Source organism: Nitrospira sp. NS4, from assembly GCF_049546785.1.
Taxonomy (GTDB): Bacteria; Nitrospirota; Nitrospiria; order Nitrospirales; family Nitrospiraceae; genus Nitrospira_D.
Genome location: NZ_JBMWAN010000003.1, coordinates 25054 through 46742, shown reverse-complemented (window position 1 = coordinate 46742; position 21689 = coordinate 25054). Strand labels below are relative to the sequence as shown.

General features: G+C 59.9%; 20 protein-coding genes, 2 tRNA genes and 1 other RNA gene. 14 read left to right on the top strand and 9 right to left on the bottom strand.

All coding sequences use genetic code 11. The annotated features are described in order from the left end of the window. Positions 1-43: 43 nt before the first annotated feature. The 5 genes from atpA to ACO9S2_RS08810 form a co-directional block, all read right to left on the bottom strand. Positions 44-1561, bottom strand: a complete 1518-nt coding sequence (gene atpA / locus ACO9S2_RS08830) for a F0F1 ATP synthase subunit alpha (protein WP_423721633.1) — start codon at positions 1559-1561, stop codon at positions 44-46. A 2-nt stretch (positions 1562-1563) separates the two neighbouring features. After that, complete coding sequence (atpH, locus tag ACO9S2_RS08825; protein WP_423721631.1) at positions 1564-2103, bottom strand: ATP synthase F1 subunit delta; 540 nt, start codon at positions 2101-2103, stop codon at positions 1564-1566. A 121-nt stretch (positions 2104-2224) separates the two neighbouring features. Continuing rightward, positions 2225-3013 carry a mechanosensitive ion channel family protein gene (locus ACO9S2_RS08820; RefSeq protein ID WP_423721630.1) on the bottom strand — a complete coding sequence of 263 codons (789 nt, stop codon included), beginning with the start codon at positions 3011-3013 and terminating at the stop codon, positions 2225-2227. Between the two features lie 13 nt (positions 3014-3026). Further along, complete coding sequence (locus ACO9S2_RS08815) at positions 3027-4676, bottom strand: AsmA family protein (protein ID WP_423721629.1); 1650 nt, start codon at positions 4674-4676, stop codon at positions 3027-3029. A gap of 153 nt (positions 4677-4829) precedes the next feature. After that, complete coding sequence (locus tag ACO9S2_RS08810) at positions 4830-6935, bottom strand: AsmA family protein (RefSeq protein WP_423721628.1); 2106 nt, start codon at positions 6933-6935, stop codon at positions 4830-4832. Positions 6936-7064: 129 nt separating this feature from the next. Here ACO9S2_RS08810 and ACO9S2_RS08805 point away from each other — a divergent pair. From ACO9S2_RS08805 to ACO9S2_RS08780, 6 genes are all read left to right on the top strand, one after another. Next, positions 7065-7154 (top strand) — tRNA-Ser (locus ACO9S2_RS08805). Positions 7155-7275: 121 nt separating this feature from the next. Further along, an RNA gene (gene ffs, locus ACO9S2_RS08800) (signal recognition particle sRNA small type) lies at positions 7276-7375 on the top strand. Between the two features lie 89 nt (positions 7376-7464). Then, positions 7465-9279 (top strand): DNA polymerase III subunit gamma/tau, encoded by a 1815-nt coding sequence (dnaX, locus tag ACO9S2_RS08795; protein WP_423721627.1) that lies wholly within the window; start codon positions 7465-7467, stop codon positions 9277-9279. Beyond that, positions 9276-9599 (top strand): YbaB/EbfC family nucleoid-associated protein, encoded by a 324-nt coding sequence (locus tag ACO9S2_RS08790; protein WP_423721626.1) that lies wholly within the window; start codon positions 9276-9278, stop codon positions 9597-9599. The genes dnaX and ACO9S2_RS08790 overlap by 4 nt, the downstream gene beginning before the upstream one ends. Positions 9600-9607: 8 nt before the next feature. Further along, complete coding sequence (gene recR, locus ACO9S2_RS08785) at positions 9608-10210, top strand: recombination mediator RecR (RefSeq protein ID WP_423721625.1); 603 nt, start codon at positions 9608-9610, stop codon at positions 10208-10210. A gap of 86 nt (positions 10211-10296) precedes the next feature. Beyond that, positions 10297-10743 carry a TraR/DksA family transcriptional regulator gene (locus ACO9S2_RS08780; RefSeq protein WP_423721623.1) on the top strand — a complete coding sequence of 149 codons (447 nt, stop codon included), beginning with the start codon at positions 10297-10299 and terminating at the stop codon, positions 10741-10743. A 23-nt stretch (positions 10744-10766) separates the two neighbouring features. Here ACO9S2_RS08780 and ACO9S2_RS08775 read toward each other — a convergent pair whose 3' ends face one another. From ACO9S2_RS08775 to ACO9S2_RS08765, 3 genes are all read right to left on the bottom strand, one after another. Continuing rightward, positions 10767-11921 (bottom strand): tetratricopeptide repeat protein, encoded by a 1155-nt coding sequence (locus tag ACO9S2_RS08775; RefSeq protein WP_423721622.1) that lies wholly within the window; start codon positions 11919-11921, stop codon positions 10767-10769. A 138-nt stretch (positions 11922-12059) separates the two neighbouring features. Further along, positions 12060-12401, bottom strand: coding sequence for a hypothetical protein (locus ACO9S2_RS08770; RefSeq protein ID WP_423721621.1), 342 nt, complete (start codon positions 12399-12401; stop codon positions 12060-12062). Positions 12402-12570: 169 nt separating this feature from the next. Then, a tRNA-Val gene (locus tag ACO9S2_RS08765) sits at positions 12571-12645 on the bottom strand. Between the two features lie 208 nt (positions 12646-12853). Between ACO9S2_RS08765 and trmFO the strand changes: the two genes are divergently transcribed. The 7 genes from trmFO (at position 12854) to ACO9S2_RS08730 (ending at position 19581) form a co-directional block, all read left to right on the top strand. Beyond that, on the top strand, positions 12854-14170 hold the full coding sequence (gene trmFO / locus ACO9S2_RS08760; protein WP_423722481.1) for a methylenetetrahydrofolate--tRNA-(uracil(54)-C(5))-methyltransferase (FADH(2)-oxidizing) TrmFO: 1317 nt from the start codon (positions 12854-12856) through the stop codon (positions 14168-14170). Further along, positions 14143-15084: a tyrosine recombinase XerC gene (gene xerC, locus ACO9S2_RS08755; RefSeq protein ID WP_423721620.1), complete on the top strand. Its 942-nt coding sequence runs from the start codon at positions 14143-14145 to the stop codon at positions 15082-15084. Before trmFO ends, xerC begins: the two co-directional genes overlap by 28 nt. Continuing rightward, entirely contained in the window at positions 15081-15617 is a 537-nt protein-coding gene (gene hslV / locus ACO9S2_RS08750) for an ATP-dependent protease subunit HslV (protein WP_423721619.1), read from the top strand. The genes xerC and hslV overlap by 4 nt, the downstream gene beginning before the upstream one ends. An 18-nt stretch (positions 15618-15635) precedes the next feature. Continuing rightward, positions 15636-17024 (top strand): ATP-dependent protease ATPase subunit HslU, encoded by a 1389-nt coding sequence (gene hslU, locus ACO9S2_RS08745; RefSeq protein ID WP_423722479.1) that lies wholly within the window; start codon positions 15636-15638, stop codon positions 17022-17024. Positions 17025-17111: 87 nt separating this feature from the next. Further along, on the top strand, positions 17112-18005 hold the full coding sequence (gene argB / locus ACO9S2_RS08740; RefSeq protein WP_423721618.1) for an acetylglutamate kinase: 894 nt from the start codon (positions 17112-17114) through the stop codon (positions 18003-18005). A gap of 26 nt (positions 18006-18031) precedes the next feature. Further along, positions 18032-18886, top strand: a complete 855-nt coding sequence (locus ACO9S2_RS08735) for a M28 family peptidase (protein ID WP_423721617.1) — start codon at positions 18032-18034, stop codon at positions 18884-18886. Continuing rightward, on the top strand, positions 18886-19581 hold the full coding sequence (locus tag ACO9S2_RS08730; RefSeq protein WP_423721616.1) for a hypothetical protein: 696 nt from the start codon (positions 18886-18888) through the stop codon (positions 19579-19581). The genes ACO9S2_RS08735 and ACO9S2_RS08730 overlap by 1 nt, the downstream gene beginning before the upstream one ends. Before the next feature lie 15 nt (positions 19582-19596). Here ACO9S2_RS08730 and ACO9S2_RS08725 read toward each other — a convergent pair whose 3' ends face one another. Continuing rightward, entirely contained in the window at positions 19597-20133 is a 537-nt protein-coding gene (locus ACO9S2_RS08725; RefSeq protein WP_423721615.1) for a gamma carbonic anhydrase family protein, read from the bottom strand. Positions 20134-20216: 83 nt separating this feature from the next. Between ACO9S2_RS08725 and rimO the strand changes: the two genes are divergently transcribed. Beyond that, positions 20217-21635 carry a 30S ribosomal protein S12 methylthiotransferase RimO gene (rimO, locus tag ACO9S2_RS08720; RefSeq protein ID WP_423721614.1) on the top strand — a complete coding sequence of 473 codons (1419 nt, stop codon included), beginning with the start codon at positions 20217-20219 and terminating at the stop codon, positions 21633-21635. Positions 21636-21689: the final 54 nt, after the last annotated feature.

Genomic DNA, 21689 nt, shown 5'->3' with positions numbered 1-21689 from the left:
TTTCTGAGCTTTCAGCCGCCAGCGATCAGCAGCGCGCCGATGGCTACTTTGCGCCGTATCCCATCTTCTGCTTAAAGGTCGTAATGATTTCTTTAATGCGCGGAGCAACCTTGTCATCGATCTTCCCGATGCTGGTCACTTCCTTCTTCAATTCGGGATGGTGCTGCTGGATGTAATGCAGCATGTCCGCTTCGAATTGCTGCACCTTGTCCACCGGCACATCGTCGAGGAAGCCGTTGACGCCCGCATAGATCGAAAGCACCTGATCGGCCACCGGCATCGGCTTGTATTGGCCCTGCTTGAGCAACTCCACCATACGGACGCCGCGCGCGAGCTGCATCTGCGTCGCCTTGTCCAGTTCGCTCCCGAACTGGGCGAAAGCCGCCATTTCACGATACTGTGCGAGATCCAGACGGAGCGTACCGGCCACCTGCTTCATCGTCTTGATCTGGGCCGAGCCGCCGACGCGGGAGACCGACAGACCGACGTTAATCGCCGGCCGAATACCGGAGTAGAAGAGGTCGCTGCCGAGATAAATCTGCCCGTCAGTGATCGAAATGACGTTCGTCGGAATATACGCCGACACGTCGCCGGCTTGCGTTTCAATGATCGGCAACGCCGTGAGGCTGCCCCCGCCGAGCTTTTGGCTCAGCTTGGCCGCCCGCTCCAGCAACCGGGAATGGAGATAGAACACGTCGCCCGGATAGGCTTCACGGCCTGGCGGTCTGCGAAGCAACAGGGACAACTGGCGATAGGCCACGGCATGCTTGGACAGGTCGTCGTACACGATCAAGGCGTGCTTGCCGTTGTCACGGAAATACTCGCCGATCGCGGCTCCCGCAAAGGGGGCCAAGAACTGCATCGGAGCCGGATCGCTGGCCGTCGCCGCAACCACCATGCTGTATTCCATCGCATGATTTTCTTCGAGCGTCTTCACGACGCGGGCGACGGTCGAACGCTTCTGCCCGACCGCGACGTAAATACAAAACACGCCGAGGCCCTTTTGATTGATGATCGTATCGACGGCAATGGCCGTCTTCCCGGTCTGCCGGTCGCCGATGATCAGCTCGCGCTGGCCGCGGCCGATGGGAATCATGGCATCGATGGCCTTGATGCCGGTCTGCAACGGCTCATGAACGGATTGACGCGTATTCACGCCGGGCGCCACGACTTCGATACGGGAAGAGTGCGGCGAATTGATCGGCCCCTTGCCGTCGATCGGCTGACCGATCGCATTGACCACGCGACCGACCAGCGCTTCGCCGACGGGAATCTCGGCAATACGGCCCGTGCGCTTAACAGGATCGCCCTCTTTAATTCCGACGTCGTCGCCCATCAACACGGCGCCGACATTATCTTCTTCGAGGTTCAGCGCGATGCCATAGAGTCCCCCGGGGAATTCCAGCATCTCGCCGGCCATGGCGCCATCCAGCCCATAGATCTTGGCGATACCGTCGCCGACCTGGATGACGGACCCGGTTTCCTTGACATCGACCTGCTTGTCGAAGCCCTTGATCTTTTCTTTAATAATCGCACTGATCTCTTCTGCCTTGATCTGCATGGCTACTCCTTAGTCAACAGACTCTGCATCGCGCGCAAGCGCCCGCGGACGGTACTATCGACAACGGCGCTGCCGATATGAATTTGCACACCGGCCAGATGGCTTGCGTCAACCTGAAAGGTGACATCGACCTCGCGCTTCAGCGTGTCGCGAAGGCGGGTTTTGATTCGATCTTGTTCGGCGGAAGACAAGGCGGCAGCGGATGACACGGTCACCGGCTGCGTGCCTTTCGCTTGGTCAACCAGCCTGGCAAAGGCCTCGGCGATCTCAGGGAGGAAGCCGACACGATTCTTCTTCACAAGCTGAGCGAGGAAGGTCTTCCCAATCGGAGGGCAGCCGAGACGGGAGCCGAGTTCACCGAGGACCGCAATCTTCTCATCCACCCCGAACGCCGGTGAGGCCACCACATGACGGAGCGAAGCCGAATCCTTGACGGCTGCGCCCAGGCCATTGAGGGCCGCGCGAGTGGCTTCAATATTCGATTGTTCGAGCAGCTCAAAGAGTGCTTGTGCGTAACGTCGCGCAACTGCTGTCTTAATCACTGTCTCCGTTCACTCACTTCTTCTTTGGGCACACGAAATAGTTTCGTGCAATCCGCACGAAAAATAGCGCGCCAAGGTACCACTGGAGGCGCAGGACTGTCAACCTAGCTGATCGAGTTGGTTAGGCACTCGTCGGAGCGACCGGCGGCGCGGGAAATTCGATCTGGGCAGAACGGAACCGCTCGACGATCGTCTTGCTCAACTCGCCCTGAAGGGAGCCATAGTGAACAACCTTCGCCCAAGGCTCCACGGCGATCGTGATTGCGGGGTGGCCCAACCGGCTCACGCCGATGACGGGAGCCGGCTCTTTGAGCACATGCGCATGCGAGGACAGGATGTCCTGCACCAGGGCGAGGGCTTGATTGAGATCCGTCTTGTAGGACACCTCGACGGTGAGATGCAGCTGCCGGATGGTCCCGAAATTGTGGAGAATTTCGCCGACGATCTTCCGGTTGGGCACAACCACCCGCGAATGGTCCGGATGCATCAGGGTCGTCGAAAAGATATCGATCATCACCACATCCCCGTGCACGTCCAACAGGGAGATGTGCTCCCCCACCTTGTAGGGCTTGGTGAAAATAATGGAGAGCCCCGCCATCACATTGCTCAAGACGCCCTGCAGCGCGAGACCGATACCGACACCGGCCACCCCGATCCCGGCCACTAAGGGCGCAATGGGAACCCCGAGCGCATCCAGCGCAATCACGGCCGTAAACAGGAGGACCACGATCTTGATGACGCGCACCAACAACATCCGGACGGGCGGCTCGAGCGTCTGGCCTTCCAGCCACTGTTGGGCCAGATTTCCCGCCCATCGTGCGAGCAGGATGCCGACGGAAAAAATGCCGACGGCCACGATCGCCTGCATCCCATACTGCACCGCATACTGCGTGACGGTTTCCATTGCCATTCTCGGTTTCCTCCTACCGGCTGAACAATCCTTTCAGCAATTCATGTCCCTGCGGTTCCAGATCCTTTGGCTTGATCGTGCCCTTGAGTAACCCGCCCACCGCTTCTTCTACCTTCTTTTGTATCTGCTCCTGCGCCTTGCCGGTGAGCGCTTTCATATCGAGTCCATAGACGGGTGCTTCCAGCGTACCACCGATCAGCAGCGGCAGAGTGAGCCGCCCCTCTTTGATGGCCAGCCGCGCCACCGGGGAAGCGCCGGCGATTTGTTGGCTGAGTGCTTCAGAAAGCCGGAGATTGGCCGTGACATTCAGCGCATGATCGAACCCGATCGTGCCCCCGCCGGCGGCCTGAAAATCGTGACTGTCCATCAGAAGATTCCGGAGCGTGACCACTCCCTGCTTGATCCCCAGATCCGTCTCAATGGTAGAGAACGCCGTTGCCCTGGCTTCCCCGACAGAAATGCCGGCGACCTTTAAAATCGAGACCGCCTCCTGGAGCAAATTCACTCCGTCGATCTTCCCGTCCTTTACGCCCACATGGCCGACACCCTCCAGCCCCCTTGTGAGATCCGGCATGGTAAACCCCTGCCCCTTGACCGACAGCTCCGCCCCGGCAGTTCCGCTGATCGAGACTGGAACCTGCGCAACCGCACCGAGCGCAGGACCGAGCTGCAGCCCTTGCAGCACCACCTTTCCGTTGAAGGGCGGGGCGGCCGCCCCGGACATCAGCCCACCCTGCGCTGCCACCGTTCCCTCAAAGAGCTGAAAGGAGAGATCGGACAGGCGCATCTCCTGGCCTTTCAGATCCGCCTCAAGCTTGAAGTCTTTCACCTCGACCGGCTTCTTGAGCGGCAAGGTCATCGGCAAGTGGGCGGTATTGATGGCCGGAGCCGTCACGGTGAAAGCCATGTGTTGGCCCGCAGTCTTCCCCGTGATCGCGAAACTCGTTTTCCCGAGTGCTAATTGCAGGTTAACGGCATCAAGATCAGCGGTCTCCTTGAGCGGACCGAATGTCCCATCGAGTGAGACCGGCAGGTTCAACGGTTGAACCAACAGAGCGAGATGAAAACTCGGCGTCTCCCCGAGATGAACCGACCGCAGCAAGAGCTCCATATCCTGCAACACATATTCAACCGGTTGGGGTTGCGACAGATCCCGATACGTCGCCTTTCCACCGACGATGGTCACACGATCCACGGCCAGCAGCGCAAGAATTTTCAGCGGCCCGTCGGGCGACGGCACCGGCGCGCGCGACGGCCTCTCCGGTATAGCCACACCCTTGCGCCCCAACGTAGAAACATTGAGAACACCGTTCTTATTCTTGACGACCGTGATCAGCGGCTCGCGAAGCGTAATCTCTTCGACTTCGACCTTCCCGCTCAACAGCGGCATCAGCTTGACCCCGACATCCACCGAAGCGAGCGAGGCAAACGGCCCCACCCCAAAGGCCGGATCCTCCACAACCGTGAACCCCGCCACGCGGGCACCTAATCGCGGCCAGATCGTCAGACGAATATCCGCAAGAGTCACTTTGCGATTCAGCGCCTCTTCAATCAGCGGACGATACTGGTCTTGATACTTATTCAGATCGACGATGAAGGGAAGGAGCAGGACCAGGCCGACGAGCAAGGCGACGACCACCCCGAGACCGATCGCGATTTTCATTCTGCACCTCCCATTCCAGACCCAATATAGAAGCCACCGCTGAAGCGGTCAATGAAGGTCCACTCCCGAAGACGGCCATGACCGAACAGGCCTTCACTTTACGCAGGAACCGGCTTGACCAGACAATTGAAGCACAACGGGAAGACGCCTCGTTCACCGCCCGAACAATCCTTTGAGGATGTCCCTGCCCTGCCGCTGGAGATCGCCGGGGGTCGTTGTGCCTTCCAGCAAGCCCTTGACCGCTTCGTTGGCCTGCTCTTGCACCTGTTCCTGGAATGTGCCGGCCAGCCCCTTCATGTCCAACCCGTAGGAGGGCTGTTCCATGGTGCCGGTAATGATGAGCGGCAGTCTCACACGGCCTTCTTTCATCGCAAGCTTTGCAAACGGGGAAGAGCCGGCCAGCTTCTGACTCAGGGCCTGGGAAAGGTTCAGATTGACCGCCAGACGGAGCGTCCGGTCGAATCCCACCGTTCCCCCGCCGGTGGCTTGAAAATCATGACTGTCCACCAGAAGCTTCTGCACAGTGGCCAGACCCCGTTTGACCGTCACATCGGTTTCAATCGTCGAAAAGACGGTCCCCTTTGCATGACCGAGTGAGACACCGGCAGCCTTCAGCAGCGTGACCGCTTCCTCCAGGAGGTTGACCCCTTCGATCGTCCCGTCTTTGACTCGCAAATGCCCCGCCCCCTCCAACGCTTGAGCCACATCCGGCATGGTGACCCCGCGGCCGGTTACGGCCAGTTTCATCGCCGCCGTCCCGCTCATCGATACCCGGCTATCCGGGCTGAGGGCCTCCAGCGCCGGCCCGAGCTGCAATCCGTCGATCGTGAGCGTGCCGGTGAATGGTGGACCGGCAGATCCCATGACCATTCCACCTTGTGCCTTGATTTGCCCGTTGAAGAGCTGAGCAGAAAAAAGGGAAACCCGAGCGTCCGGCCCCTTGAGACCTACATTGATGAGAAGATTTTTTATTTCGATGGATTTCGCAAGGCCGGTTTCTACAGGCAAGTCTCCGGTCTGCAGCGACGGCGACGACACAGCCATAAGCGCTTGGCCATTCAGGACGCTGCCTTTGACATCCAGGACGGACCGGCCCAGCACCACACCGAGGCGGAGATCCGGGACATCCGCCATCTCCAGTGGCGGCACATCCGGTTTGAACGGCACGCGCGTCTTGGCCCTGACCGTCAGGTCCTTGATCTCTACCGGTTTGGCCAGCGGCACCGCGACGGGCAGGTCGGTCGTCTTCACGGAGGGAGAGGTGACGGTGACATCAGCCTGGCCGCCAAGGATGCTGCCTTTGATATTCAAAGAGGAATGGCCCATGACCACGGCCAAGCCGAGCGTCGGAATATTCGCGACCTCCAGCGGGGGCACTCCCTCCTTGAGCGGATAAGGGAGCTGGGCCACCACCAACAGATCCTTGATTTGCACGGGCCTGGTGAGAGGCAATGAAACCGGGAGATCGGCCATATCGATGAGAGGGGACGAGAGCGTCGCATCCAACACACCCCCGACAAGGGCGCCCTTCAATGCGAGGACCATCTTCCCGACTCCCATCGCAAAGTCGTACTGCTTGAGTTCTAATCTCTCGACCAGCGGTCCGAAGCTGCCATCGAGCGAGATCGGAAGATTGAGGGGCTGAACCGTCGCTTTAAAGCGGACCGTTGGCATCTGTCCCAGATGGACGGATCGTACGGACAGGTCGAGATCCTGCACCTGATATTCGGCGACCGGCACAGTTGAGAGATCACGATAGGTCACCTTTCCGCCCTCGATCGAGACACGATCGACGGCAAACAAGGCCAAGATCTGCAGCGGATCACTGCTGGCAGGCGGGGGGGTGCCCGGTTCCGGAGCCTGCGCCGGCATGGCCCCGCCCATGCTGGAAACATTCATCACACCGGCATGGTTTTTCACAACAGCAATGACGGGGTCACGCAACGTGATCTCTTCAACCTCGATCTTTTTACTCAGGAGAGGTAGGAGCTTGACCCCGACCTCCAACGACGTCAGGGACGCAAAGGGCCCGGAGCTGAAGGCTGGATCGTCGAGGACGGTGACGCCCCCTATGCGGAGACCGAGGCGCGGCCAGATCGTCAAACGAATATCCGCAAGAGTCACCTTGCGATTCAGCGCCTCTTCAATCAGGGGGCGATACTGGTCTTGATACTTATTGAGATCGACTAGGAAGGGGAGGAGCAACACCAGGCCGACGAGCAGGACGACGACCACGCCGAGACCGATCACGATTTTCATCCCCCATCTCCCATCCTCCTCGCAGTATAGGAAAGCCCCCAGGGGGGGTCAATGTCGCGCCACTGGCGCCCGTTCCTGCCTTGCCGCTCACAGGACCGCATGCTACAATCCCGCCTCTCGTATGGGCGCGGAGAGGTGCGAGAGTGGACGAATCGACATGCTTGGAAAGCATGCGTCCCGGCAACGGGACCGTGGGTTCGAATCCCACCCTCTCCGCCATACGAATAGCGTTGAGTGCCGGGTGCTGAGTCCTGAGCTTTTGCAGATAAGGACGAACCGCTCTTCTCCTTGAGTTTCTCAGCACTTGCTACCTCACTCAGCACCCAGGACTGAAAAAAGGGGCCGGGCCCTGTGCAACAGAACCCTGTGAACCCCGCCAGGTCCGGAAGGAAGCAACGGTAAGCGGTCAGTTCTGTGTGCCGCAGGATCACCTGGCCCCGCTTTCCCAATGGCGTATCTCGTGAAACGTCATTCGGGCCGCGTCTGAATCACGGACGAGATACGCTTCACGCTTAACGAACGACGCAGCATGGATTACCAAGTCTCCGCGCGCAAATACCGGCCGGGCACCTTCGACGATGTCGTCGGCCAACCGCACGTGGTCCAGACGCTGATGAACGCGGTCGACACCAGGCGCATCGCCCACGCCTATCTCTTCTCCGGCACGCGTGGAGTCGGCAAGACCACGATCGCCCGCATTCTGGCCAAGGCGCTGAATTGCGAGCAGGGGCCCACGGGACATCCCTGCAATACCTGCCTCAATTGCGTCGAAATTACGCAGGGCACCTCCGTCGATGTCATGGAGATCGACGGCGCGTCGAACACCAGCGTGGATGACGTGCGCGAGATCCGCGAAAATGTGAAGTTCTCTCCTTTTCGCGGTCATTACCGTGTCTACATCATCGACGAAGTGCACATGCTCTCGAATTCGGCGTTCAATGCGCTCTTGAAAACGCTGGAAGAACCGCCGGCCCATGTGGTCTTCATCTTTGCCACGACGGAAATTCACAAGATTCCGGCGACCATCCTCTCGCGCTGCCAGCATTACAATTTCCGTCGGATCGCCCGGCAGGAGATTATCGACCGCCTCCGGCACGTGGCCAAAGAAGACGGGCTGAACATCGAGGAGCGCAGTTTCACGGCCCTCGCCCGCGCCAGTGAAGGCAGCATGCGGGACGGATTGAGCCTGCTTGATCAGGCGGTGGCGTTCGGCGGGAAGACCATCGCCCATGCGGATCTGGAAGTGTTGCTGGGTGCCGTGCCGCAAGAACTCGTCCAAGGCCTCATCGCGGCGGTGCTCGCTCAGGACAGCCCGGCGGCGCTGACGGTGGTCGCGCACCTCCTCGACCAGGGCCACGACCTCAAAGCCTTTTGTGCCGATGTGGTCGAATACCTCCGCAATCTCCTCGTCGCATCCGTGGTACCGGCCGCGACGGACCTGCGCGGGCTGATCGAAGCCTCCGACGAAGACCTTCACCAGCTCGCCGAAAAAGCCAACAAACTGACTCCCGAACAACTGCAAGAATTGCTGTCGATGTTCTCGCAAGCCGAGGATTCCCTTCGCTTTACCGCCCACCCCCGCTTTGTGCTGGAGGCAGCGGCGGTTCGGGCGACCCGCGTCTTGCGGCAACAAGAACCCCGGGCGCAAGCGCCGCCGCCTGCGGCCACCGCTCCGGCAGGAACCAAACCCCTCGCAACGCAGCCGTCCGGAAAACCTGCGCCGCCGGCGCCTTCAACGAGGCCATCGGTCACGGCCGCGCCTTCCACAGTCCGTCCGGCGCGGCCGGCCATCCAAGAACGCACACCGCCGCCAGCCGCCCCGCGGCTGACAGCGTCCCCTGCCTCTCCCAAGCCGGTGATTGAACGACCGGAGCCGAAACCCGGTCCTGTCCAGAAGCCCACAGAAACCCCGGCAAACCGCTCTCCATCCGTACTGAATTGGGAACTGGTGCAAGAAGAAGTGGCCGCCTCTTTTCCTAACTTTGCCCCCTTTCTCGAAACAGGGCGTTATGTCGGTCTGGAAGGCAACCACGTCACAATCGGCTTTGGAAAACAATCGGCCTTGGCGCGGGCGATGCTGGAAAAAGAAGATAATCTCCGTGCCCTCGCCACATTGTGTGAAAAGCAGGTCGGATATCCCATCAAAGTCCGGGTGGTGGAACTGTCGGAGTCCGATCCGCCCGGACCGACGATGGCTCAGCTGCGCGCTGCGAAAGAGCAGGGACAGCGAGTGGTCTTGTTTGAGCAGGCACGGGCCAATCCCATCGTGAAACAGGCCCTTGACATATTCGGCGCAGACCTGGCCGACGTCAGAACCGTGGCGCAGAAGGAGGCAGACGAATGAAAAATCCCTTTGGCAATATGTCGAACATTTTGAAACAGGCCCAGGCCATGCAAGAGCAAATGGCGAAGCTGCAAGAGCAGGCGGCGACGAAGACGGCCAGCGGCACGGCCGGCGGCGGTATCGTCACCGTGACGGCCAACGGCGCCATGCAGATCGTGAGCGTCGTGATCGACCCCGAAGTCGGAAAAGGCGGCGATGTGGAGATGATTCAGGACCTTGTCCTGGCAGCCACCAATGAAGCGCTCCGGAAGGCGAAGGACCTGATGGAGCAGGAGATGAAAGCGCTGACCGGCGGCCTCAAGATGCCGGGGCTCTTCTAGGCGACGGTATGGCTATCGACCAACAAGGCTTGCTCGCCCGGCTGGTAAAGGAGCTTGTCCGCCTTCCCGGTGTGGGGCAGAAGAGCGCCCAACGGCTGGCGTTTCACCTGCTGAAACTCGACCGGGAAGAGGCGCTCCGCCTGGCCGATGCGATTCGCGCCGTCAAGGACGGATTGGCGTTTTGCCGGCAATGCCGGAATATCGCCGAAGGCGAGTTGTGCGAGTTTTGCCGCGACCCGAAACGTGATCGGACGAAGATCCTCGTCGTGGAAGAGCCGAGCACGATTTACGCGATTGAACGTGCGGCGGGCTATCGCGGTCTCTACCACGTTCTCCTGGGTTCGCTGTCTCCCCTCGATGGAGTCGGGCCCGGAGATATTCGCGCCGAAGAACTTGTGGAACGCGTGAAGCCCGGCGGTGTCGATGAGATCATCCTGGCCACGAGCCCCACCATCGAAGGGGAAGCCACGGCCATCTATCTCACCAGGCTGCTGAAGCCCTATGGCGTGCGGGTGTCCCGGATTGCCTACGGCATACCGGTGGGAATGGACATCGAATACGCCGACGAGGTCACATTGCTCAAGTCAATTGAAGGTCGGCGCGATCTTTAACGGGAGCCTCCCATTCCCGTTGACCCTCTCTCCATCAGACTGTTATATTCCCGACTCCTTTACTGCGGCTCTTGCTGGTGAGGCTTATGAAGGCACGTCCTTCCGCCAAACGGGCTCCCTCGAAGAAATCCTCGACTTCCGCACGCGCATCAAAATCCACCGCGTCGAAATCCTCCGCCCCAAAGACCAGATATCCTGATATCCGCCGGGCGCTGGAGCGCCAGCGGGCCAACCTCTTAGGCGAAGTGGGCGAAGTGCTCACGCAGCACCAGGACCAGGAGGCACTTCCGGATGTGAGCGATCAAGCCTCTGCGGAAGTGAATCAACATTTCTCCATGCGCATCCGCGAGCGCGAGCAGAAGTTGCTCAAGAAAATCGATGAGGCTTTGGACCGGATGAAAGTAGGGATTTACGGCATCTGCGAGCGGTGCGGTGAAGACATCCCCTACAAGCGATTGAAGGCCCGCCCCGTCACCACCCTCTGCATCGAGTGCAAAACGCTCCAGGAACAGGAAGAACAAGCCCGCCGCTGACCGCGCCTCCGGCCAACTCCGATTCAATGTTTTTTCAACGTCTTCAGCCGTTCCTTGACGTGCGCGACACGTCCCTCTTCCTCCGGAATCCCTTCGACAAGGACGAGGAACGTTTCATACTCAGTGATAGCCCGCTTGGGGTTGACCGGCTCATACGCCTCGGCCAGGTTGTAGCGGGCCATGGCATAGTTGGGGCGCAGGATCACCGCCTTTTCAAACAGGCTGAGGGCAGCGGCTTTATTGCCCAGTTTCCGCTCAACGGTCCCGAGATTGTTGAGCACCTCGGGACTGTTCGGTCTGATGGCAAGAGACTCAAGCATCTCCGCTTTGGCCTGATCCAGCCGGCCTTTCGCCTCCCACGACACCCCGAGCCGATGATGGGCTTCCGCCAGCCAGACTTTGTTCGTAAACCCGCTCGTGATCGCCTTTTGATAGGCATCCGCAGCGATATCGTAGTTCTTCTCCTGACAGTAGGCGAGTTGTGCCGCCTGTCCACGGGCAAACTGTTGCAAGGAGGCGAAGGGCTCTTTGTCTTCGCTTCCCTGGCTTTCAATCCTCTGCCCTCCTTTCCCGACGGACGGCTGCTTGAGCCGCTCAAGAAACTCCCGGCGATAGGGTGAAAACAACCGCGCATAGGGATCGATCGTGAAGGAGGCCATCAACAGAACAGGCCGTTCTTGATTGCCTGTCACCAGGTATTGGAAGGTGGTCTTTTCGTCCCCCGTCTCAAAGATGGTGCTGCTGTCCATATCCGCCTTGGTCGCCAGCTGTGCGGCATTGAGATAAAACTCCAGAGCAGGCTTGAGGCGCGAGAGCGTCCGCCGCAACTCCGGGTAAGGTTGAAGGTTCAGGCCGGAGGGAAAGCTGAACACCGCCCCGACGAGCAGACCATCCTCGTCAAAGAAATAGGATTCGTCCCCATGCGAAGGGCTCTGAGTTCCCGGATAGACCACCTCCTGTCCGCTCCCCCATGAGCGGGACGACAAGGAAGCCTGAGGCAGTTTCTTGAAGACATCGGCCTTGCGGTCGCAGAGGACCACCGACTCAAGGAGCACTAGATCGCTTTCAGATGGGGGAAGATCGGGCCTGACCGGAGGAGGCGCGCCACTACAGCCATGTAGCAACCCGAAAACGAGACTGATTCCGATGAGAAGAACGTGCCGCTCAATCACGCGCACAACACCTCCTCTGAATCCCACCCTACCCGCCACTCAAACCTTACACGATTTGCCCTGGGATGCGAAGAGCGCAAAAAAACGGCCCGTCCCCCCAGAAAAGAGAGAACGGGCCTTACCAATTGAATGGCGTCAGACGGCTTAGCGACGCTGCGCGTCAACCATCGAATCCTCCTGGGTATATCCCGTTGCATAGGGAAACATGCCCGCGAGCTTATAGAGAGGCCGATTCCACACATAGTCGAGAGCTTGCCCGACAGGATGAAGAATAAACCCCGCCCACCGCCATGGATTGTCATTGATCGGCGATCCCGCCGATGGATCCGAATAGATCATCGCCGTGCTGTCGAGAATATTATAAATACTCGTCGGAGGCACATATTCCTGCTCCGCACTGGCCCTCCCCGACTGATTCGTCGTTCCACATCCAGCGGCAAGAACGGCCATCATCACCACTCCGGCTGCCCAAGACATTGCTCTCATGCCTAACCTCACTTTGTTCGACCACATAAACCACTTGGCGCTCAATTTCGCCAGTTCTGTGAAAAGTGTAGCCGACAACTCCCATTCTGTCCAGAAACAGAACGAGTTTTACCTGTCTGTAAAAGCAACGACTTATGCGGGGAAAGACGGGAGGAAATGGGGAAGACGATGGTGGGCGATACAGGTATCGAACCTGTGGCCTCTTCCGTGTGAAGGAAGCGCTCTACCACTGAGCTAATCGCCCAACCGGGCGGGAGTCTAACATGGCCCCCCCTATTCGATCAATGATGGCCGAAACGAAGGTCCCTCGGACGGGTTAGCATGTGCGGCGCTCCGATTCGATCGGCCCCCTCCGGATAATGCAGACTCCCACAGTCCTGCCTTGACAGACACAAAACTCGGTTTCTAGAATGAGCCCTTCCCTTTTATCCCGTAAGGAGTTGGACGTGGGCATGCGAGATGACATCGTCATCATTGGGGGTGGTCTGGCCGGTTCAGAGGCAGCCTGGCAAGCCGCCAAGCGCGGGGCGAAAGTCACGCTCTACGAGATGCGTCCGAAGGAAATGACGAAGGCGCATAAAACGGGCGGCCTGGCCGAGTTGGTCTGTTCCAATTCCCTCGGCTCGACCGATCCGGCGAATGCACCCGGAATTCTGAAAGAGGAAATGCGGCGCCTGGGCTCGTTGATTATGGCCTCGGCCGAACAGGCGAAGGTTCCGGCGGGATCGGCGCTGGCGGTGGACCGCGATCAATTCTCACTCAGGATTACCCAGGCCCTCGAAGGCCATCCGAACGTCAGAATTCTTCACGAAGAAATCACGGAGATCCCGACCGACTGTATCTGCATCATCGCCACCGGTCCGCTGACGTCGGACACATTGTCGCAAGCCATCCGTGCCGTCACCCAGTCTCAGCACCTCTATTTCTTCGATGCCATCTCTCCGATTATCGACGCGGACTCGATCAACATGGACATCGTCTTCGCCGCCTCCCGCTACGACAAAGGCGGAGACGATTACCTGAACTGCCCGATGAACGAAGCCCAATACAACGCGTTTTACGACGCCCTGATGGCCGCCGAGAAAGTGCAGCCCAAAGAATTTGAAAAGACGCCGTACTTCGAAGCCTGCATTCCCATCGAAGTCATGGCCGAGCGAGGCCGGCAGACCATGCTATTCGGCCCGCTCAAGCCGGTCGGCCTGGAAGATCCCCGGACCGGTACCAGACCAACGGCGGTCGTTCAGCTGCGGACGGAGAACGTGCATCGCACCTGCTACAACATGGTCGGGTTTCAGACCAAGCTCACCTATCCGGAGCAAAAACGCGTCTTTCGCATGATTCCGGGATTGGAACAGGCCGAGTTCCTTCGTTATGGAAGTCTCCATCGGAACACGTTCATCAACTCCCCGCAGCTGCTCCTGAATACCTTGCAGTTCAAGGCGCGGGGTACGTTGTTCTTCGCCGGGCAATTGGTCGGCGTCGAGGGCTATACGGAATCGGCGGCCATGGGCGGATTCGCGGGAATCAATGCGGCGCGAGCGCTGGCTGGCTTACCACTCGTCACTCCCCCTCCGACCACAGCGCACGGATGCCTGGTGGGGCACGTGTCCTCCTCCGACCCCAAGCACTTTCAGCCGATGAACACCAACTTCGGCCTCTTTCCGCCGCTTGCGCAACCGCCGAGAGACAAGGACAGGAAGCGGCAACTCATCGCCCAGCGAGCCCGCGAGGATTTTGATCGATGGATGACGCAATCCGCGCTTTCATGAGATTCCTTGCAGTCGAGCGCAATGCCTCGCCGGAGACCATTCGCAACTACCGGTCAGACCTGACCCAATTGGCCACCTTCCTCAGTCAGAGGCAGCAGCCGCCCAGCCCGATCCACGCCGGCGAGATTACAGCGGAATCGATCCGCACCTATCTCCATTGGCTGGACCGGAAAGGCGAAAAGTCATCCTCGCTGTCGCGCAAGCTGGCCTGCCTGCGCAGCTTCTATCGGTTTCACCTGCGGGAAGGCACGGTCACGAAGAATCCGGCCGAAGAGATTCGCAGCCCCAAACTCCCCAAGCCGTTACCTCGGGTCCTGACCAAAGATGACGCGAATATCTTGATGGAATTCCCTGAAGGAACGTCACCTCTGGCGTTGCGAGATCGGGCGCTCCTCGAAACGCTGTATTCGACCGGTGCGCGTGTCAGCGAAGCAGTGGGCCTCAATCTACGCGATCTCAACTTCGACGACGGTCTCGTGCGGCTGCGCGGGAAAGGACGGAAGGAACGGATCGTCCCGATCGGGGACCTCGCACTCCAAGCCATCCGAACGTATCGCGCCTCACTGACGTTGCCGGCCCATGCACAACAGCCTTCGGCACCCCTCTTCCTCAACCACCGCGGCGGCCGCCTCACCACTCGCAGCGTGGCCCGCCTGGTGTCCCGCTATTCAAGCCGCCTCGCGGGCGGGGCCGTCAGCCCACACGCCCTTCGCCACTCCTACGCCACGCATCTGCTGGACGAAGGGGCGGACTTGCGGTCCATTCAAGAAATGCTGGGGCATGCGTCTCTCAATACGACACAGAAATACACCCACCTGGCAGCAGACCAGCTCCTCGCCGTCTATGACCGGGCCCACCCCCGGGCCAGGACGGCGACGCCATCGGCTCCCCAAAAGGACGACACCGGATCATGAAAATTCGCTCGACGACCATTTTGTGCGTACGACGGGACGGCCGGGTGGCCATGGGCTGCGACGGGCAGGTAACCGTCGGCACGACCGTCATGAAACAAAACGCCAAAAAGCTCCGGCGCCTGCACCATGACCAGGTCCTGGCAGGATTTGCCGGCGCAACCGCCGACGCGTTTACCCTGTTTGAAAAGTTCGAGAGCAAGCTCGAAGAGTTTCGCGGCAATCTGACCAGAGCCGCCGTCGAGCTGGCGAAAGATTGGCGCACGGATCGCGTGCTCCGCCGCCTGGAGGCGCTGCTGGCCGTCGCCGGCCGGGACCAGTCCTTCATCATCTCGGGAACCGGCGACGTGGTGGAACCGGAGGACGGCATTCTGGCCATCGGCTCCGGGGGGCCCTACGCCCTGTCGGCAGCCAGAGCATTGCTGGGGCATTCACAGCTGGACGCCGCAGCCATCGTGAAGGAAGCCATGATGATTGCCGGAGCCATCGACATTTACACGAACCAGCAGATTATTGTTGAGGAACTACGAGGGTAAATCACAACCGTGGGACAGATGAAGACCGATACCGCGCCGTTGAATGTGAACAGCCTGACCCCATCCCAGATCGTCGAGGAGCTGAACCGCTACGTCATCGGCCAGAAAGACGCCAAACGGATGGTCGCCATTGCGCTCCGGAACCGCTGGCGGCGACAGCAACTGGCGCCGGATCTACGCGATGAGGTCATGCCCAAGAATATCATCATGATCGGCCCGACCGGCGTCGGCAAAACCGAGATCGCGCGCCGCCTGGCCAAACTGGCGCAAGCCCCGTTCATCAAGGTCGAGGCGTCCAAGTTTACCGAAGTGGGCTACGTCGGGCGCGATGTGGAATCGATCATTCGCGATCTGACGGAACTGGCCATCAACATGGTCAAGACCGGCCGCCTCGAAGATGTTCAGCAGAAGGCCGAACAGCACGGAGAAGACCGCTTGCTGGATCTCCTGCTCCCGCCGCCACCGCCCCGGCCCATAAGCGTGGAGAGTTCCACCGACTCCACCGCCCCGGCCGGACATGATTCCTACGAGACGACCAGATCCAAGCTTCGGCTGCAGCTGCGGGAAGGCAAGCTGGACGAGCGCACGGTCGAGCTGGAGGTCAAGGAACGGGGGCTTCCGGTAGGCGTGACCTCGAATATCGGCGGCCTGGAAGACCTGCAGAGTAATCTCCAGGACATGCTCGGCGGCATGTTGCCGGGCAAGAAAAAGAACCGGCGCATGAAAGTGGCGGACGCGCTCAAACAATTGACCCAGGAAGAAGCGCAGAAGCTCATCGACATGGACGAGGTCGTGCGCGAGGCGATCGCCAAAGTCCAGCAGACCGGGATTGTGTTTCTGGATGAAATTGATAAGATCGCGGGCCGCGAGCGAACGGCGGGGCCGGATGTCTCGCGCGAAGGCGTGCAACGCGACCTGCTCCCGATCGTGGAAGGCTGCACCGTCAACACCAAACACGGCCCGGTGCTCACCGATCACATTTTATTTATTGCCGCGGGCGCGTTCCATGTGGCAAAACCGTCGGACTTGATTCCGGAACTCCAGGGCCGGTTTCCGATTCGCGTCGAGCTGAGTCCGCTGACCAAAGACGATTTCGTGCGCATCCTCACCGAGCCGCGCGGCGCGCTGGTCCGGCAGTATCAGGCGCTCCTCGCCACGGAGGGATTGACCGTCGAGTTTACGCAGGACGGGCTCGAAGAAATCGCCGAGCTGGCCGTCCAGGTCAATGAGCGGACGGAAAATATCGGCGCCCGCCGTCTCTTCACGATCATGGAGCGGCTGCTGGAGGAGATTTCGTTTGCCGGGCCGGAGTGGCCGGACAAAACCGTTCCGATCAGCGCCGCCTACGTGCGTGAGCGCTTGAAGGACATCGTGAAGGACCAGGACTTGAGCCGGTATATTCTCTAATGCAGGCAAGTGGCGAGAGACCCGTGGACAAGACTAACCCCGCTCGCCTCTAGCCCCGTCCCCCCTTGCCTAACGCCGGAGGCGTACATGAATCGATTGATTAAAAAGGCCAACGTTCTGATCGAGGCGCTCCCCTATATCCGGACCTTCCGTGGCAAAACCGTGGTCGTCAAGTACGGCGGCCACGCGATGACAGAGACCGCGCTGAAGGAACGGTTTGCCGAAGATGTCGTCCTGCTGAAATACGTCGGGCTCAACCCTGTCATCGTGCATGGCGGAGGACCGCAGATCGACAAGATGCTCACCCGGCTGGGCATCCAAGCCAAGTTTCGCCACGGTGTCCGGGTGACCGACGAAGCCACGATGGAAATCGTCGAGATGGTCCTGGCCGGCAAGATCAACATGGAGATTGTGGAACTCCTCAATCGCCATGGAGGACGGGCCGTCGGACTCAGCGGAAAAGACGGCGGGCTCATCATGGCACGCCCGCTGACGGCCAAGGCCTGGGCGGACAGTCTGGGCAAAGATCTCGAAGGGGACGACCAGGGCGATTTCGGGCTCGTCGGAGAAGTGCAATCCGTCGATCCCAGCCTGGTGCTGAAACTCCAGCAGGATCACTACATCCCCGTCATCGCTCCCATCGGGACGGACCGGGAAGGCAACACCTACAACATCAATGCGGACCTCGTCGCCGGTGCGATCGCCGCCTCACTCCATGCCGAAAAGCTGGTCATGATGACGGACGTGAAAGGCATCCGCGACGCGAACAGCCGCCACCTCTCCACCGTGTCGCGCAAAGATGTGCAGCGGATGGTGAAAAAGGGCGTCATCGGCGAGGGCATGTTGCCCAAGGTGCAGGCCTGCCTCGACGCGCTGGTCGGCGGCGCCGGGAAAGCCCATATCATCGACGGCCGCATTCCCCACGCGCTCTTGCTGGAAATCTTCACCCGCAAAGGCATCGGCACCGAGATTGTGTCGTAGCATCTCGATGCAAGGAATCCCCGCGCGTGGCTGATGACCTCACCCCACATCTTATCCATCTCGCCAGAGAGCGGCATCCCCACACGTCTCCCGCAGCCCTGCAAGACACGGCGGCCTACCTCACGCAAGCATTCGCCAGACAGGGGCTCGACGTAACCACGCATCGATTCGAAGCCTGGGGAAGTTTCTACGACAATCTGATCGCGACCAGGCCGGCCGCGAAGGGCCAGTCATCAGCTCCGCTGATCCTGGCCGCCCACTACGATACCGTCGAAGGCTCGCCCGGCGCGGACGACAACGCCAGCGGCCTGGCGGTGCTCATCGAAGTCGCCGGGCGACTTGCGCAGACGGATCTTGCCCGCCCCGTGCAGTTCATCGCGTTTTGCCTGGAGGAAGAGGACCTCTTGGGAAGCCAGGCTTACACCACACATCTCGCGGCCACCAGCCAATCGATTCACGGAGCGATCGTCCTTGAGTGCGTCGGCTATGCGAGCGACAAAGAAGGATCACAGAAAACTCCGCCGGGCATTCCCGTCACCGTCCCGACCGTTGGCAATTTTCTCGCGATCATCGGCAATCAGGCCTCTGCTTCGTTGACCAGCACGGTAGCGCAGGCCATGAGCCTCTCTGTCCCGGTCGTCCCCTTGATTGTCCCGGGCAACGGCGAACAGCTCCCCGACACCAGACGAAGCGACCATACGGCCTTTTGGGAGCAGGGCTTCCCCGCCGTCATGATCACCGACACGGCTAATTTCAGAAATCCCCACTACCATCGATCGACCGATACCATCGATACGCTCAACTTCGACTTTCTTTCATCCGTGGCCGATGCGGTGACCGCCGCCGTGCGCTCATTGGCCGCCAACCAGCTTGAGGAATAATGGCCGCGACACTGCACCGTTCCATACGACGCGTCATCAGCGATGTGTTCAGCCGCCTGGATTACACGACCTTGGGCCGCGTCTATTGCTACGAGGGGGGCGATGAATTTTGGCGGGCCAAACGAGGACCCTGCCAGAGGCTTGGCGCACAGATCGCCCAGGCTCTCTGCCAACGTCTCGCCCCGCAGGGCCGGAGCCTGTATGTGGGTGCCGGTGTGGCGGAACTACCCCCGTTGTTGGCGGAAGCGCTTGAGTTGGGCCGCACCGTCGAGCCCTACAATCTGAGACGCACCGAGGTGGCGGCGCTGAACCGTGCCTGTCGCAGTCTGCCGGTGCGATTTCATAGCCAGGATGCGGCCAAGGCTCAGGGCCGTTTCGACCATCTCTGGATGGTCAGCGTCCTGAATGACCCGGAACGCTTTCCCAACCTGGCTCCGCTTTCCTACGGGACCGCCGATCCCGTGAGCTTCGACCCGCGCCGGTTTGAACAACAGCGGCGGATTGTGCGGTCGATCGTCGATCGCTGCCTGCCGAAGCTGAGCCTCCCCGGATTGATGACGACCTCGACAGAAGAAGTAGTGTGGATCGCCGACTGGTGCCATCGGAAAAAGATCCCCTACCGTGTCGAACGGCGGCAATATCCCACGGCATTGGTGGGAGACCCGATCTGTTTTGTGAAAATCGGTACGGGGTAAAGGGACAACGCGTGGCTACGGGCGAAACCCGGTGGGCTTCGCCGTATCGCTGAGATATTGGCGGGCGTACTGCACGTAGTTCTCCGCCGACTCCTTGACCCAGGCCAATTCCTGCTCGGTCACCGCGCGCTTGACCTTCGCAGGCGATCCCAGGATCAAACTTTTGGGCGGCACAATGGTGCCTTCCACCACCAGCGCCCCGGCCCCGACGACCGAATCCTCTCCGATCACCGCGCCGTCCATGACAATCGCCCCCATCCCCACCAGGACACGATCCTTGATGGTGCAACCGTGCAGCACCACGCTATGTCCGATGGTCACCTCGTTGCCGATGATGAGAGGATGGGTGTCGTGGGTCACATGGAGCATGCAGAGATCCTGAACATTCGTCCGGTTCCCGATGCGGATGTAGTGGACATCGCCACGGATCACGGCGTTGAACCAGACACTACAGGCCTCGCCCATGACGACGTCGCCGATCACGACGGCCGTATCTTCGATAAAGCAGGAATCGGGAATGGTCGGCTTGATGCCTTGGAATGTCCGAATCATGGCTGCACTTTACGGGAGGCAAGAGGCAAGGGGCAAGGGGCACGAAGTTGACAGAATTTTTCACCGTCCCGTAGACTGCCTGGATGTCTACACCGCTAATCCAACTCGACCGGAAAAAGACGACGAAGAAGGCTGTTCTCGCAAAGACGGCTGTGGCCGGCAAAAAACCGACTATCGGTTTCGTGAACCTGGGCTGTTCAAAAAACCAGGTGGACTCGGAGGTCATGCTCGGCACGCTCGTCAACGACGGCTTTCAGTTGACCGGCAACCCGAAGAAGGCCGAAGTCGTCATCATCAATACCTGCGGCTTTATCGAAGAGGCCAAGCAGGAATCCATCAACACCATCCTCGAACATGGCAAGCTGAAGAAAAAGGGCGCCTGTCGGGTGCTCATTGCCGCGGGCTGTCTTGCGCAACGGTACCAGGGTGATCTGCTCAAAGAACTTCCGGAATTGGATGGAGTGGTGGGAACCGGAGAATTCGGGAAGATCGCGACGATCTGTCGGGACCTCTTGGCCCCCAAGAAACGGCAGCAACGGCTCTGGATCAGCGAGCCTCCGTATCTCTACGACGCCGACGCCCCTCGCCTCCGCCTCGGGAAGGCGCACAGCGCCTATGTGAAGATCGCCGAAGGGTGCAATCGGAACTGCGCCTTCTGCGCGATTCCCATCATGCGGGGGAAGCAACGCAGCCGCCCGGTCGAATCAATTGTGGCCGAAGCCGAACGGCTCGCCGCAGAAGGGGTGAAAGAAATCAACCTGATTTCACAGGATACGATCAACTACGGCGTCGATCTGGGCATTCGAGGCGGATTGACCACCCTGCTCCGCGCGCTCGTGAAGGTGACGGACATCCGGTGGATCAGACCCTTCTATCTGTACCCCCAGCAAGTGACCGACGACCTGCTCGACCTCTATGCCGGTGAGGAGAAGATTACCAAGTACATCGACATGCCGCTGCAACATATCAATGACCGGATGCTGAAGCGCATGCATCGGCTGGGGACTCGCGCCGCCATCGACAAACTCGTGGACCGCATCCGTACCCGCATTCCCGGCGTGACCTTCCGGACGGCCTTCATCGTAGGATTTCCCGGTGAGACGGAAAAGGCCTACCAGGAGCTCAAGACCTATGTGACGGAGAAGGAATTCGACCGGGTTGCCGTATTTCTCTACTCGGATGAAGAAGATACGACCGCGATCTCGTTGGACGACAAGGTTGAGCGAGCCATAATGGACGAACGGCGCAATGAGTTGCTCGCCATACAGGAAGAGATTGCCGCCGCGAAGGGCCAGGCACGCATCGGCTCGGTCATGGAGGTCCTGGTCGATGGGCCGTCCGAAGAAACCCCGCTCTTGCTGGAAGGGCGGCATGAAGGTCTGGCCCCTGAGATCGACGGCGTCGTCTATATCAATGACGGCAGCGCGAACCCGGGCGATCTCGTGAAGGTCGAGATTACGGACGCCGCCACCTACGATCTCGTGGGCCACATCGTGTCATAGGCACTCTCCAGGACCGTTCACGGCACCCTTATGATCTGACGCATCTCTTGTCAA

Coding starts and splice junctions, on each gene's coding strand:
- xerC (WP_423721620.1), top strand. CDS start 14,143: ATGGATGACGCAATCCGCGCTTTCATGAGATTCCTTGCAGTCGAGCGC.
- trmFO (WP_423722481.1), top strand. CDS start 12,854: ATGCGAGATGACATCGTCATCATTGGGGGTGGTCTGGCCGGTTCAGAG.
- atpA (WP_423721633.1), bottom strand. CDS start 1,561: ATGCAGATCAAGGCAGAAGAGATCAGTGCGATTATTAAAGAAAAGATC.
- hslU (WP_423722479.1), top strand. CDS start 15,636: ATGAAGACCGATACCGCGCCGTTGAATGTGAACAGCCTGACCCCATCC.
- ACO9S2_RS08820 (WP_423721630.1), bottom strand. CDS start 3,013: ATGGCAATGGAAACCGTCACGCAGTATGCGGTGCAGTATGGGATGCAG.
- ACO9S2_RS08725 (WP_423721615.1), bottom strand. CDS start 20,133: ATGATTCGGACATTCCAAGGCATCAAGCCGACCATTCCCGATTCCTGC.
- hslV (WP_423721619.1), top strand. CDS start 15,081: ATGAAAATTCGCTCGACGACCATTTTGTGCGTACGACGGGACGGCCGG.
- dnaX (WP_423721627.1), top strand. CDS start 7,465: ATGGATTACCAAGTCTCCGCGCGCAAATACCGGCCGGGCACCTTCGAC.
- ACO9S2_RS08815 (WP_423721629.1), bottom strand. CDS start 4,676: ATGAAAATCGCGATCGGTCTCGGGGTGGTCGTCGCCTTGCTCGTCGGC.
- recR (WP_423721625.1), top strand. CDS start 9,608: ATGGCTATCGACCAACAAGGCTTGCTCGCCCGGCTGGTAAAGGAGCTT.
- ACO9S2_RS08730 (WP_423721616.1), top strand. CDS start 18,886: ATGGCCGCGACACTGCACCGTTCCATACGACGCGTCATCAGCGATGTG.
- ACO9S2_RS08770 (WP_423721621.1), bottom strand. CDS start 12,401: ATGAGAGCAATGTCTTGGGCAGCCGGAGTGGTGATGATGGCCGTTCTT.
- ACO9S2_RS08780 (WP_423721623.1), top strand. CDS start 10,297: ATGAAGGCACGTCCTTCCGCCAAACGGGCTCCCTCGAAGAAATCCTCG.
- rimO (WP_423721614.1), top strand. CDS start 20,217: ATGTCTACACCGCTAATCCAACTCGACCGGAAAAAGACGACGAAGAAG.
- ACO9S2_RS08790 (WP_423721626.1), top strand. CDS start 9,276: ATGAAAAATCCCTTTGGCAATATGTCGAACATTTTGAAACAGGCCCAG.
- ACO9S2_RS08810 (WP_423721628.1), bottom strand. CDS start 6,935: ATGAAAATCGTGATCGGTCTCGGCGTGGTCGTCGTCCTGCTCGTCGGC.
- argB (WP_423721618.1), top strand. CDS start 17,112: ATGAATCGATTGATTAAAAAGGCCAACGTTCTGATCGAGGCGCTCCCC.